A 13,979-nucleotide genomic window follows, 5' to 3' on the forward strand; every position below is an offset into this window, starting at 1 on the left:
CCTGGTTCAGGCTTGCTAAGGATATTGTGGTATATTGCCCGCCACTTCTATGCCTGTTGTGATCCTGCAGGCGCTTTCGACTGATAAGATAAACACCATGACTTTTGACGATCTCTTTCTTGATGATGAATTGATTGCCGCCGTTCGCGACAGTGGTTTTGAAAAACCCACTGAAGTACAACAGCTGGCAATCCCGGCATTATTGGCCGGTCAGGATGTACTGGCCTGTGCCGCTACAGGTACCGGGAAAACTGCGGCATTTATCCTGCCGATTTTGCAACGTCTCAATGATGAACGGCATAAACACGATCAGGCACGAATTCTTATTCTTGCTCCTACCCGTGAACTGGCATTTCAGATCCAACATGTGTTTCACCAGTTAGGTAAAGCTTTTAAACCAACCATCGCGATGCTGACCGGTGGCGCTTCGCCTTGGGCACAAGTGCAGCATGCCAGTGCTCAATGCGACATTATTATTGCCACTCCAGGTCGATTATTAAGCTTAGTAAATGATGAATCGGTTGATTTATCCGCAGTTGAACTGGTGATAATTGACGAAGCCGATCGCATGCTGGATATGGGTCAGGGACCGGATGTGTTGATGGCCCTCGCCGCGATTAAATCCAAATTCCAAGCCGGATTATTCTCAGCAACTTTAGCGGGTAGTGGTGTCAGAATTTTTGCTGAAGAATTACTTACTGATCCGCAGGAAATTCACATTAATGCGGCCAATCAATTGGCTGAGAATGTCACTCAGCAAGTGTATCTGGCCGATAATCGCGAACATAAACAGGCTTTGTTACTGGCATTTATTAACGCACCAGCCTGCCAGCGCGCTTTAGTGTTCTGTAATAAAAAAACCCGTGCCGAAGAAGTCTGCGACTGGCTGCAATCACAGAATATTTCCGCGCAGTTATTGCACGGTGATTTTGATCAATCGGTGCGCCGTGAGCGGATTCGTAAATTCCGCGCCGGCCAGATCAAGGTCACCGTAGCCACGGATGTTGCTGCGCGCGGACTGGATGTAGCTGATATTACCCATGTCATTAACTACGATCTGCCGTTTCGCGGTGATAACTATATTCATCGCATTGGCCGTACTGGTCGTGCAGATAAACACGGCACCGCCATCAATCTGGTTGAACCACATGATCTGAAAAATCTGGAACGGATTGAGTATCACCTGGGTCATGGCTTACCAATCCGCAAATTGAAAGGATTGGCGCCTAAGGCCAAAGCCAATAAGGCGCGTTCCAAAACCAAAGAGGAAAAACCGCGTTATATTCCGAAAAAAGACCGGCCAACTGAAGACAGTTAACCGGTATTACGCATGCCCTGTGATATGGCGCTGATACTGCGTAATAGCGGATCTCGCCATTTGGCGGTTTCAGTTTCAGTATAACCACCATGCCGATAACGTCTTAATAACAGCAACTGAATGTGATTTAACGGATCCAGATAAGCCTGGCGTCGACGCAAAGACAACGCTAACAATGGATTTTCCGCCATCAACTTATCCGCCCCTGTCAGTTGTAATAACTGACTAACCGTTTGCTGGTACTCCTGACGAATCACCTCTAATACTTCTGCTGCCTGTTGTTTATCAATACACAAGTCAGCATACTCCGCGGCGATCTCCATATCGGCTTTGGACAACGACATCTGGGTATTACTGACCATCGCCCGGAAAAACGGCCATTCAAAATACATTTTTTGCAGAATATCGCGGCGGCTTGGATCTTCAGCAACCCATAGAGCAATTGCACTGCCGATGCCATACCAACCCGGCAAAGTGTGTCTGGATTGCGCCCAGGCAAACACCCAACCAATAGCTCTGACAGAGGATTTAGAACGATCGCCCGCTTTGCGATGTGAAGGTCGTGAACCGATATTCATCAAGCCAATTTCGCTGATCGGACAGGCTTCATAAAAATAATCCAGAAAGCCTGGTGTCTGTTCAGTGAGCTTGCGATATTGCTGTTCACCCAACTCAGCAAGTTGTTGCATGATGCCCAGATACTCGGTTTTTTCCTGCGCCGAATCAGTAACCAATCCCCTGCTCGCCTTGATCAAAGCAGAAACGCCCATACCAAGCTCGTAGGATGCGGTTTCAGTATTACCATATTTGAATGACAAGACTTCGCCCTGCTCGGTGAATTTAATCTGCCCATGAACGGTATCTACCGGCTGGGCCAGAATTGCATCATGGGTTGGGCCACCACCACGTCCAATAGTACCGCCCCTGCCGTGAAACATCCGACAACCAATGGCATATTGTTCGGAAAGTCGGCTAACCGTTTTCTGTGCCTGATACAAATTCCACGCCGATGCCAGAATGCCGCCATCTTTACAGGAGTCGGAATAACCGAGCATCACTTCCTGCATATTGCCTGAAGCCGTTAATAAAGTTCGATACTGACTGTTCTCCAACAAGGCAGACATCACCGGCTCGATATGCTCTAAATCCTCAATGGTTTCAAATAAAGGAGCTACCCGAATATGACAGAACCAACCCTGTTCGTCCTGTCCAATTAAGTCGGCAAATCTGGCCAGCAGCATCACTTCCAGAATGTGACTGGCCTGATGGGTCATTGAAATTACATAATTGCCAAACGCTTTTTCGCTGACTTCTACCCGCAGGCGAGCAATCAGTCTAAATACATTGAGTATTTCCAGAGAATCCGGCTGCAAATCCCCGTAGATCTCAGGCAAGCGTGGGGCTGCCAATAAATCGCTCAACAGAGCCTGCCGCTCAGTTTCATTCATTTGCAGATAATGGCGATTGAGGCCGGTTAAAGCCAATATCTCACCCACTGCATCGGTGTGCTTGGAGGATTCCTGACGGATATCGAGGTTATACAGATAGAAACCAAAGGTTTTGACCAGTCGAATTAAATCAGTCAGCTCTGCAGCGGCAATCGCAATATCACCATTTTCCACCAGCGATTTATGTATCAGATGCAAATCTGCAAGAAATTCATCTTCATTGTGATAAACAACACCCAGACTTTCAATTTGTAGATCAGGTCGGAAAAACTCTTCCAGTACTGCCAAATTATCTTTCAGTCGATAACGCATCATATAAAGCTTGCGTCGATAGGGTTCATTTACAAAACGTTGTGGATTGGTTGAAAATGCCCCGGCAAAACGTTGTTCACATTGTTCAATATCGGCTTCCAACGCTTCGCTGATCTGACAAAGTGGTTGCGATTGAGTCAGAATAAAACTAAGTTTGGTGACATCGTCCAGATAACGGCGAATCACCGTACGTTTCTGCAAAGCAATCGCCATTTCTGTTGTTTGCGCGGTGACAAAAGGATTGCCATCGCGATCGCCGCCAATCCATGAACCGAAGCGTAAGTAATCCGGCACCACAATCGGGGTTTCTGGATCCAACTCATCGCCATACACCCGGCGCAGCGCATTTTCCAGATTGCGGTAGGTTCTGGGAACAGCATCAAATAAACTGACATTGAAATAATACAAGCCGTTTTTGATCTCATCGCGTACCGACGGTTTAACCGCTCTTACTTCGTCAGTTGACCAAAGCAACTGAATTTGGCGTTTTAACTGAGCGCGAATCTGTTGCTGATCAAATTCCGTTAGCAAACCATCAGTAAGCTTTTCATCAAGCAAAAACACCCGGCGTAACATCTCCATTACAGTCCGGCGTTTGGATTCTGTTGGATGTGCGGTAAACACTGGCATATAAACCAGTTTTCCGAGCAATTCCTGCAATTGCTCCAGCGAAACACCCTCATTCTTGAACTGAGTAAGGGTATCAAGAAACGAGCCATGCCAGAGGCTCCCACCATTGCGCAGCTGAATTTGCCGATTATGATGGTGATAGGCCTCTTCAGCTGTGTTGACCAGACTGAAATACAAGTTAAAAGCGCGAATGACTTCCCGTAACGTAAATTCATCCAGCGATTCAATTTTTTCTTTGAGTGTTTGACGCAATTCGGCATCATCTTCCTTACGCAGCCGGATAAAACCTTTGCGTAATTGTTCAACCGCCTGATAGACCTCATCACCGGATTGTTCGGCGATCACCTCACCCAAAAGATTCACCAGGAATCGGACATGGGCCCGTAAATCTTTATCGGTCAGCAGCTCTAATGCTGCGACGTTGCTGAAATCAACTTGCCGTGTTGTCATGAGTTATCCACTAATTGCTGATACAAATGCAGGTACGCTTGCGCGCTGTTTTTCCAACTAAAGTCCTGCACCATTGCAGTCAGCATCATCCGTCGCCACAAACGGGGATGTGAAAATAATTCATCTACTTTTAACAGAGTATCGTACAAATCTTCTACAGTGGGCTGGTCAAATTTAAACCCCGTTGCCAACATTTGCTTGCGATTGTCTTCGCTGGCATCGACAACTGTATCCGCCAAACCACCAGTGTTTCGGACCACTGGTAACGTGCCATAACGCAAACTATACATCTGATTTAATCCACAAGGTTCAAATCGTGATGGCATTAAAAACGCATCGGCACCCGCCTCAATTTTATGTGCCAGAGCTTCATCATAGCCAAATTGAATGCCGACTTTATCAGGGAATTTGGCTCGCAAAACCCGCAGGTCCTGCTCGAATCCTGCCTCTCCACTACCCAGACAGACTAGTTGTATATCTTTGCCTTCGGTCAATAAACGATTGATTGCATCAATAGTGAGATCGACACCTTTTTGTGAAACCAATCGGCTTATCATGCCAAACAACAGTGTTTCTGCAGATTCAGGCAGAAAGAAATGCTGTTGCAAGGCTTTTTTATTAAGGGTTTTCGGGCGCAGCGTTTTAATACTGAATTGATGATCGATGAATTTATCGGTTTGCGGATTCCATTCATTAGTATCAATGCCATTAACGATGCCACTGAGCCGCGATTGTTCTGCCCGTAATGTCAGCAGTCCTTCCAGACCATAACCATAATCGTAATGACAGATTTCCTGCGCATAAGTCGGGCTGACACTTGTGATATGGTCAGCAAACACTAATCCGCCTTTCATAAAGGACATCATGCCGTAAAATTCGAGGCCCTCTACCTGCCACAACTGCTCAGGTAAATTAAGCGTCTCAAACACCTGACGGGAAAATAATCCTTGATAAGCCATATTGTGAATAGTAAATACTGAGGCTGGACGATGGCTTTGCAGACTTAACAAAGCTGGAACCAGTCCGGTCTGCCAATCATTACAATGCACTACTTCAGGCTGCCAGTTTAAACCGGCCTGCTCCATGGCAACCGCAACCGCAACCCTGCAAAATAATGCAAAACGCGCGGCGTTATCCTCCCAATCTGCGCCATCAGCATCACAATAAGGTCCGCCGTCACGGTCAAAATGTTCTGCTGAATCCACTAACCAGACAATTAATTCACTGTCGGGTAGTTTTGCTTGCAGGATATTTATGGGGTGATGATAACCTTCCAATTTAACGGTTGAAACCAGCGGGCAGTCGCCTAACTGATTCAATGTGGCGCGATAGGCTGGCATGATAATTCGAATATCCTGCTGCATATGTGAAAGCGCTAACGGCAGACTGGCCGAGACATCAGCGAGACCACCGGTCTTCATAAGCGGATGAACTTCACTGCTGGCAAACAGAATTTTTAGCACGAGGCACTCCCATAATTGTACAATTGCTCAATTATATACGCTCAACGGCACAGTCACAGCCTTGTAACGGGAGAAACCATGCAACCTTGTACTATTGTTATCTTCGGCGCCACCGGCGATCTATCTCAGAAAAAACTACTGCCAGCTTTGTATCATTTACAAGCTGAGAATCGTCTAACCGATGACACTCGAATTATTTGTATGGGTCGTAAAGACAGTACCCAGCAAGAATGGCAAGATTTGGTCACAGAATACGTTTCCCCGAGAGTCCGTGGTGGTGTAAATAACGATCTGCTGCAAACTTTTTTGAACAAACTGCACTATTTAAAATGCGATATCAATGAAGCATTCAGTTATCACGAACTGAAAAAACTGATCACCACACCAGAAAATGGTTTCTCACAGAATATCGTTTTTTACCTATCAATAAGCCCATCACTTTTCAGTGTAGTCGGCGATCAACTTTCAGCCGTTGGTTTAAATCAGGAAACAGATGGCTGGCGTCACCTGGTAGTTGAAAAACCGTTTGGCTACGATCAAAAAAGTGCTGCGGAACTGGAACGTATTCTGCGTAAGAACTTTACCGAAGAGCAAACGTATCGTATCGACCATTACCTTGGTAAAGGCACGGTACAGAATATCTTTGTATTCCGCTTTGCGAATCTCTTGTTAGAACCTTTGTGGAATCATAAATACATCGACCATGTGCAAATTACCCATGCAGAACAGCAAGGTGTTGCTGGCCGCGCTGGTTATTATGATGGTTCAGGCGCTTTACGCGACATGATTCAGAGCCATTTATTACAAGTGATGGCATTGGTTGCGATGGAACCGCCAGCCGATATGGACGATGAATCATTACGCGATGAAAAAGTAAAAGTACTCAAATCTATTCGTCCAATTACCCACGATATCGTCGATCAACATGCTTTCCGTGGTCAATATGCGGCTGGTGAAATCAACGGTAAACCAGTCAAAGGTTATCTGGAAGAAGATGATGCGCCAGCAGGCAGTGTGACGGAAACCTATGCCGCGATGAAAGTCTACATTGATAACTGGCGCTGGCATGGTGTGCCTTTCTATTTACGTACCGGCAAATGCATGCCTGAATCGAAAGCGATGATTGCCATTCGCTTTAAAAAACCACCATTGGAATTATTTAAAGATACTAAAGTTGGTGAAAGTCATGCCAACTGGATTGTTATGGGTCTACAACCGGACAACACCTTGCGCATCGAATTACAGGCTAAACAACCTGGCCTCGAAATGAAAGCGCATACCGTTGGCCTGGAGACGATGGAATCAGATGACATCAAACACAAGCTTGATGCTTATGAAGCCTTGATTCTTGATGCTATTCAAGGTGACCGTTCATTGTTTTTACGTGCTGACGAAGTCAATCTGGCCTGGAAAGTCGTTGATCCAATTTTGGAAAAATGGGCTGAAGAAAAAGATTTTATTCACACATACAAAGCTGGTACCTGGGGTCCTGAAGAAGTTAAACGTCTGCAGGACAACAGCTGTCACGCCTGGCGTAACAATGCATAATTGCTAAATCAAAAAAAACCGGACATTGTCCGGTTTTTTTTGCACTGAATGTTGTCAGGGATTCAGGTCAGGGCCTGTCCCAACTTTATTTTCATCTCGGCTTTCCATTCTTCTGTCCAAGTCGGCGCATCAGCTGGGAGCAATAAAACCACGGTTGAGCCCATATTAAATCGGCCCATCTCCTCGCCTTTATTCAAACGGATATGGGTGTCGGTGTAATGCCAGTCCAGTATATCTTTGGTGTAAGGCGGTGTAATCTCCCCTTCATGCCAGACCGTTTCCATGCTGCCGACAAAAATAGCGCCTACCAGAATCAGTGCGATGGGACCAAAATCAGTTTGAAAAATCGTTATTACCCGCTCGTTACGAGCAAAAAGTCTTGGCACACCCCGCACGGTCAATGGATTAACCGAAAATAATTTACCGGGAACATAGCGCATCCGGGTTAACTTTCCGGAAATTGGCATATGAATGCGATGATAATCACGCGGTGACAGATAAATGGTGGCAAATTGACCACCATCAAACTGCGCAGCTAACTGCTGATCGCCGCCTAAAAGCTCTAACGTCGAATAATCATGGCCTTTGGCCTGGAAAATCCTACCCTCATCAATTGAACCTAATTGACTGATACACCCATCAACTGGCGAAACCAAAACATCACTACCGTATGCTATCGGTCTGCTGTCGATTTTAATTCTGCGAGTGAAAAAAGCATTGAAATGCTTGTAATGACTTATATCAGGCTGAACAGCCTCACTCATATCAACTTGATATTGCTTGATGATGGTCGAAATGATCCGGTTTTTAAACCAAGGTTTTTGACATCGACAAATCTTGTGCATCAATCGTGACAAGCTATGTTGCGGCAAACAGTATTGCGGCAGGGTGAGCCAAAAATCTTTTTTACTGACTTTTGAGTCCTGAGTTTGCTTTTGATTGGTATTAGACAAATTGCCCCCTTTCACGCATTACCTAAGCTTGTCATAATCAACTACTGATATCACCAGCATCTTCGGTACAGGAGTATACCAATTCATGAACATTCTGCTGAACGCATTGATAATTACATTGCTCAGTCTCAACAGCTTTGCCACTTATGCAGGAGGTGGACAGTCGACACAACCGTTGTATTACGTAATTGAAGAACCCTTTACCATCAATTTTTTGCGGCAAAGTGATGAGAAGGCACGCTATCTGCAAATCAAAGTGGCGTTGATGTCAAAAGATCAGTCTATTCTGAGCAGCGCGGACAGTAATCTGCCAATGATTCAGGACACACTTCGTGTTCTTTTCGCTGAACAAAATATGGAAACCGTAAAAAGCCTGGATGGTCGTAGCGAGCTGCAACAGAAAGCTTACGAACGTATTAAAGCCATTTTTGAAGAAGAAACAGGCAACAGCAATCTCGAAGCAGTGTATTTCACCACCTTTCTCTGGCAATGATCAGGCACGGTATTTGCTTTGAATAATTTATCGATAGGAAATAGACAACATGGCTGAAATACAAAAAGATATCGAACTCAAGCAAGGCATGAGTAAGAAAACCAAAATCATCATGATTGCTGGGATTGTTGTTCTGCTGGCAGTCATTGGCGGTGGCGCTTATTGGTGGCTGTCCAAAGATGCAGAACCATTGGATCCAGCTACGGCTCCAAAAGCCACCCCGGTATATCACGAGATTACTGCTCCGTTTATCGTCAATTTCTCAGAGCAAAGTAATAACCAAGTTCGTTATTTACAAATTAAGATGAAAGTCATGGCTCGCGATCAAGCGACGATTAATTTGTTCGCCTTGCATGAACCGGCTCTGGTGCATGAGTTGCTGATGTTATTTTATAGTCAAAATTATGACGAACTGAGCACCACTGAAGGAACACAAGCCTTACAACAGGCATCACTGGAAACCATTAATAATTTCCTGACGCAGCAGCAGGATTCTATCGCAGGTCTTGAAGCGGTTTATTTCACCAGTCTGGTAATGCAATAGTTATGGCCGTTCACGATATATTGTCGCAAGATGAAGTTGATGCCCTGTTAAACGGACTGGGCGGTGACGATATTCAGAAGAAAGAACCGGAATTAGACGAATTCGGCAAACCTCGCCGCTACGACTTCGGTAACGAAGAACGCATTATTCGTGGTCGCATGCCGACCCTGGAAATGATCAATGAACGCTTTGCCCGCTATTTACGGATAAATTTATTCAACATGCTACGCCGTTCGGCTGAAATTTCTGTCGGTGGCGTGCAGGTGATGAAATTCTCTGAATATGTGCATACGCTGTTTGTCCCGACCAGTCTCAATCTTATCCAATTACATCCATTACGTGGTACTGGACTTATCGTTTTTGAACCCAAATTGGTATTCACCATTTTGGATAATTATTTCGGTGGCGAAGGACGTTTTCAGGCGCGCATTGAAGGCCGTGAATTTACGGCGACCGAATTGCGCGTGATTCGCATGGTGTTAAACCTTTGCTTTAACGATTTAACCGAGGCCTGGTCACCTGTAATGCCAGTCAAATTTGAATTCGTTAGTCATGAGGTAAACCCTCAATTTGCCAATATCGTTAGCCCCAGTGAAGTAGTGGTTATTTCAACATTCCATATCGAATTGGATGGCGGTGGTGGCGATCTGCATATCACTTTGCCCTACTCCATGCTTGAGCCGATCCGTGAATTACTCGATACCGGCCTGCAAAGTGACCGCTCAAACGATGATGGTCGCTGGGCCAAGTCCATGCGTGAAGAGCTGATGCTGGCAGATGTCACCGTATCAGCGATATTAGCGCAAACAACAGTCACATTAGAAGACGTTCGTAAATTAAAAGTAGGTGACATTATTCCTATCAGCATGCCGAAAACCGTGACCACTATGGTGGAAAATATTCCGGTATTTCGTGCAACCTATGGCGAACATAACGACAAAGCAGCGTTAAAAATTACTTCGATTATTGAACACCCAAAAGACACTACACCAAGCTATCAGTTGGCAAAGGCTAAAAAATAATGAGTGAAGATACTAAACAATCCGATCAGGATCTGGCTGACGAATGGGCAGCGGCATTAGAAGATCAAGGCGATAATGATTCAGCTGAAGATCCATGGGCGGCTGCATTGGAAGAACAGGCAGAAGCCGAATCTTCTGCTGCGCAAGCCAGTCCCGCGCCAATGGACAAATTGGCTGATGAGGGCAAGCCCAGATCTGAAGTTAACATGGATATGGTGTTGGATATCCCTGTCACCATCTCGATGGAAATCGGCCGTACCCGCATTAGTATTCGGAATTTACTGCAATTAAGTCAGGGTTCAGTTGTAGAACTGGATCGTCTAGCGGGTGAACCGATGGATGTGCTGGTCAACGATACATTGATCGCCCATGGTGAGGTTGTCGTGGTCAATGATAAATTTGGTATTCGACTGACTGACGTCATTAGTGCTGCTGAGCGGATTAAAAAACTGCGATGAAATATCGGCACGTTATTTCAGCTGCTCTGGTTTCCTTGTTGCCGGTAACAGTAAATGCAGAAACCATGAGCTCTGCTCCGGTCACTGCCAGCACGTTATTACAAACCATATTTGGTTTAATCGTAGTGCTTGCGGTCATCCTATTTCTCGGCTGGATGTTAAAACGCAGTCAATTGTTTCACGCAACACATCATGGTCAGCTCAAAGTTCTGGGCGCCATTTCATTAGGAGCCCGCGAAAAAGCGGTTTTGATACAAGTCGGTGAACAACAATTGTTACTCGGCGTAACGCCTCAGCAAATTAATACCTTGTATACCTTGCCTGAACCGTTATCGGTACGGGAAATACCCACCAAAACCGGTGACTCTTTTGCTGATCGTCTCAAACAAATGATGCAGCAGCGAGGCAACTCATAATGCGTTTTGGATTGTTGCTGATCTGTATGCTGCTGCCAGGGCTGGCATTAGCAGAACCAGGGATTCCGGCTTTGACCTTGTCTACCGGCGAAGATGGCTCTCAAAGTTATTCGTTAACCCTGCAAATCCTCGCTTTGATGACCGTGCTGACACTTTTGCCAGCCGCGCTGTTAATGATGACGTCTTTTACCCGAATCATTATTGTGCTGGCGATTCTACGTCAGGCCATGGGTGTGCAATCAACACCTTCTAATCAAATCATGATCGGTCTGGCTTTATTTTTAACTTTTTTTATCATGTCGCCGGTCTTCACTAATGCCTACGAAACCGGTGTAAAACCCTACTTGGATGGTGATATTGAAGCCACCCAAGCGATAGAACAGGTCAGTCTGCCATTTCGTGAATTCATGCTGGCACAAACCCGTGAGAGTGATATTGAATTATTTGCCGAAATTGGTGGCTATGCAGCTATTGAGAGTCCTGAAGATGTGCCGTTTAGCTTATTGCTACCGGCGTTTGTAACCAGCGAGTTGAAAACTGCTTTTCAGATTGGTTTTCTGATTTTCGTCCCCTTTTTGATCATCGATTTGGTGGTTGCGTCAGTACTGATGGCAATGGGCATGATGATGTTATCGCCAATGCTGATTTCCCTACCGTTTAAACTCATGTTATTTGTCTTGATCGATGGTTGGGCGTTATTAATGGGAACGCTGGCTTCCAGCTTTTATATCTAGCCATGACGCCTGAAACCGTTTTAACCGTGATGCAACAAACGTTGGAAGTGATTACCTTGCTTATCATCGTTATATTAATACCGGCATTAACAGTAGGCTTAATGGTAAGTATGTTTCAGGCCGCGACATCGATAAACGAACAAACCTTAAGCTTTATTCCTAAATTACTGGTAACTATTCTTGTCTTAATGGTTGCTGGGCCTTGGATGCTGAGTTTGGTGACCAACTACACCATCCGTCTTTTTGAAAATATTCCCTATCTGCTAGGTTAACGATGAACCTGTCGATCGCAGAAATCAGTGCGATACTTGGTGTATATCTACTACCCTTGTTTCGTATTGGCGGCATGGTGATGGTTGCCCCTATTTTCAGCAGTAACTTTATCAATGTCCGCACCAGGCTGATTATTGCTGTGGCCATCACCTTAGTTGTGGTTCCAACTATCAACACCCCGATACCAGTGGTCTCACCTTTAAGTGCTCAAGGCATCTTACTAATTGCCCAGGAAGTGATGATTGGCATCTGTATGGGGTTTATGTTGCAACTGTTAATCAATGCTTTCATTGTCGCAGGGCAAATTATTGCTATGCAGATGGGGCTTGGTTTTGCTTCCATGGTTGATCCGCAAAATGGCACCACCGTTCCGGTTATCAGTCAGTTTTATATGATTTTCATCACCTTGATGTTTCTCAGTATCAATGGGCATCTCGTGCTGATTCAGGTCATGGCGGAGAGTTTTATTAGCTTACCCGTTGGCGCAGGGGGCATTGCTGTTGAGAGCTTTCGGGATATCGCCAGCCTGGCCAGCTGGATGTACGCTGCAGGTGTCATAATTGCTTTACCGGCAATTGGCTCGTTGATGATGGTGAATCTGGCTTTCGGTATTTTATCCCGTGCGGCGCCACAAATCAGTCCATTTTCCATCGGTTTTCCGTTAACCATCGGCTTGGGTTTTGTGATTATTTATATCACCTTGCCTGCAGTCGGTAATCATCTGGTCAATTTTGCTGATCAGATGCTGCAAATGATTCGTCTGTTGGTGATCAACAATGGCTGAACAAGATAGCGGTCAAGAACGTAACGAAGCCCCCTCGGGCAAACGACTTCAGGATGCTCGTGAAAAAGGTCAGGTTCCCCGCTCACAGGAATTAAGTACAGTTGTGGTGTTAGTTGCCAGTGCGGTGGCAATGTTGTTTGTCGGTGGCAATTTAATCAGCAGTCTCGGCGAAGTGATGACGCAATCATTCTCGCTTAATCGCAAGCTGATCATGGACCCTCACATGATGGCCCAACAACTTATCCTTGCTTTAAAAATCATGGCCTGGGATGTCGGCAGTTTTCTTGCCATTACCCTGATAGCAGCTCTTTCCGCCCCGGCATTGATTGGTGGCTGGAATTTTTCCACACAGGCTATTGGCGTCAAACTTGAGAAGATGAGCCTCTTCGCGGCATTAAGCGGATGTTCGGGCCCCAAGGTCTGGTTGAATTGAGCAAAGCCCTCGGTAAGTTTCTTCTGGTTGGCAGTATCGGCACGCTGATTTTGTGGAATCTGCGTGACCGATTATTGACACTGGGTCGCCAGGAAGTTCACTCAGCGATGACCGAGTTAGGTTATATCGTGTTGTGGGGATTTTTAGCCATTTGTGCCAGCCTGATTTTGATTGCATTGATTGATGTTCCATTCCAGAAATGGAATCACACTAAACAACTTCGTATGACGAAACAGGAACTTAAGGACGAAAATAAAGAAACCGAAGGTAGTCCTGAAGTGAAAGGACGGATCCGCAGAATGCAGATCCAGTTATCGCAACAGCGCATGATGCAGGATGTTCCGCAAGCCGACGTTATCATTACTAACCCCACACACTATGCCGTGGCGCTGCGTTATGACCAATCAAAATCCGGCGCGCCTGTTGTGCTGGCCAAAGGAACTGATCTGATTGCTCAACAAATCAGAATGGTCGGTGATAACCACGAAGTCCCCATTATATCTGCTCCTCCGCTGACTCGAGCCGTCTATTACAGCACGGAAATCGGTCAGGAAATTCCATCTGGTCTATATATTGCAGTAGCCCAGATATTGGCGTTTGTCTTCCAATTGAGACGTTACAAAAACACTGGCGGTAATAAGCCAAATCTCAATACTGAAGACCTGCCGATACCTGATGAATTTAAACGAGATGAGTAGTC

General features: G+C 45.6%; 13 protein-coding genes and 1 pseudogene. 11 read left to right on the top strand and 3 right to left on the bottom strand.

Annotation, left to right across the window (positions count from 1 at the left end; translation table 11 throughout):
- Positions 1-34 precede the first annotated feature (34 nt).
- Complete coding sequence (locus tag A9E74_RS01830; RefSeq protein WP_245652006.1) at positions 35-1,318, top strand: DEAD/DEAH box helicase; 1,284 nt, start codon at positions 35-37, stop codon at positions 1,316-1,318.
- Here the strand turns inward: A9E74_RS01830 and ppc are convergent.
- Positions 1,315-4,158: a phosphoenolpyruvate carboxylase gene (gene ppc, locus A9E74_RS01835; RefSeq protein ID WP_069294970.1), complete on the bottom strand. Its 2,844-nt coding sequence runs from the start codon at positions 4,156-4,158 to the stop codon at positions 1,315-1,317. The genes A9E74_RS01830 and ppc overlap by 4 nt on opposite strands.
- Positions 4,155-5,621, bottom strand: a complete 1,467-nt coding sequence (gene glgA, locus A9E74_RS01840; protein WP_084002823.1) for a glycogen synthase GlgA — start codon at positions 5,619-5,621, stop codon at positions 4,155-4,157. The genes ppc and glgA overlap by 4 nt, the downstream gene beginning before the upstream one ends.
- 78 nt (positions 5,622-5,699) lie before the next feature.
- On the opposite strand from glgA, the gene zwf reads away from it, so the two are divergent.
- Positions 5,700-7,169 carry a glucose-6-phosphate dehydrogenase gene (zwf, locus tag A9E74_RS01845; RefSeq protein ID WP_069294971.1) on the top strand — a complete coding sequence of 490 codons (1,470 nt, stop codon included), beginning with the start codon at positions 5,700-5,702 and terminating at the stop codon, positions 7,167-7,169.
- Positions 7,170-7,231: 62 nt separating this feature from the next.
- On the opposite strand, the gene asd is transcribed toward zwf, so the two are convergent.
- Entirely contained in the window at positions 7,232-8,122 is an 891-nt protein-coding gene (gene asd, locus A9E74_RS01850) for an archaetidylserine decarboxylase (RefSeq protein ID WP_245652007.1), read from the bottom strand.
- Between the two features lie 85 nt (positions 8,123-8,207).
- Here asd and A9E74_RS01855 point away from each other — a divergent pair, with 85 nt between their 5' ends.
- From A9E74_RS01855 to flhB, 9 genes and pseudogenes are all read left to right on the top strand, one after another.
- Entirely contained in the window at positions 8,208-8,615 is a 408-nt protein-coding gene (locus tag A9E74_RS01855) for a flagellar basal body-associated FliL family protein (RefSeq protein ID WP_069294972.1), read from the top strand.
- Between the two features lie 49 nt (positions 8,616-8,664).
- The gene (locus tag A9E74_RS01860) at positions 8,665-9,159 is read left to right on the top strand and encodes a flagellar basal body-associated FliL family protein (RefSeq protein WP_069294973.1); all 495 of its coding nucleotides are present in this window, start codon (positions 8,665-8,667) and stop codon (positions 9,157-9,159) included.
- Positions 9,160-9,161: 2 nt separating this feature from the next.
- Positions 9,162-10,181, top strand: coding sequence for a flagellar motor switch protein FliM (gene fliM / locus A9E74_RS01865; protein WP_069294974.1), 1,020 nt, complete (start codon positions 9,162-9,164; stop codon positions 10,179-10,181).
- Positions 10,181-10,639 (top strand): flagellar motor switch protein FliN, encoded by a 459-nt coding sequence (fliN, locus tag A9E74_RS01870; protein WP_069294975.1) that lies wholly within the window; start codon positions 10,181-10,183, stop codon positions 10,637-10,639. The genes fliM and fliN overlap by 1 nt, the downstream gene beginning before the upstream one ends.
- Positions 10,636-11,055, top strand: coding sequence for a flagellar biosynthetic protein FliO (fliO, locus tag A9E74_RS01875; RefSeq protein WP_069294976.1), 420 nt, complete (start codon positions 10,636-10,638; stop codon positions 11,053-11,055). Before fliN ends, fliO begins: the two co-directional genes overlap by 4 nt.
- Positions 11,055-11,789, top strand: coding sequence for a flagellar type III secretion system pore protein FliP (fliP, locus tag A9E74_RS01880; RefSeq protein WP_069294977.1), 735 nt, complete (start codon positions 11,055-11,057; stop codon positions 11,787-11,789). Before fliO ends, fliP begins: the two co-directional genes overlap by 1 nt.
- A 2-nt stretch (positions 11,790-11,791) precedes the next feature.
- Positions 11,792-12,061 (top strand): flagellar biosynthesis protein FliQ, encoded by a 270-nt coding sequence (fliQ, locus tag A9E74_RS01885; protein ID WP_069294978.1) that lies wholly within the window; start codon positions 11,792-11,794, stop codon positions 12,059-12,061.
- Between the two features lie 2 nt (positions 12,062-12,063).
- A complete protein-coding gene (fliR, locus tag A9E74_RS01890; protein ID WP_069294979.1) occupies positions 12,064-12,846 on the top strand; it encodes a flagellar biosynthetic protein FliR in 783 nt (260 codons plus the stop codon).
- Positions 12,839-13,977, top strand: a pseudogene (flhB, locus tag A9E74_RS01895) (flagellar biosynthesis protein FlhB). Before fliR ends, flhB begins: the two are co-directional and overlap by 8 nt.
- Positions 13,978-13,979: the final 2 nt, after the last annotated feature.

The sequence above is a fragment of the Methylophaga muralis genome (assembly GCF_001720165.1).
GTDB lineage: Bacteria > Pseudomonadota > Gammaproteobacteria > Nitrosococcales > Methylophagaceae > Methylophaga > Methylophaga muralis.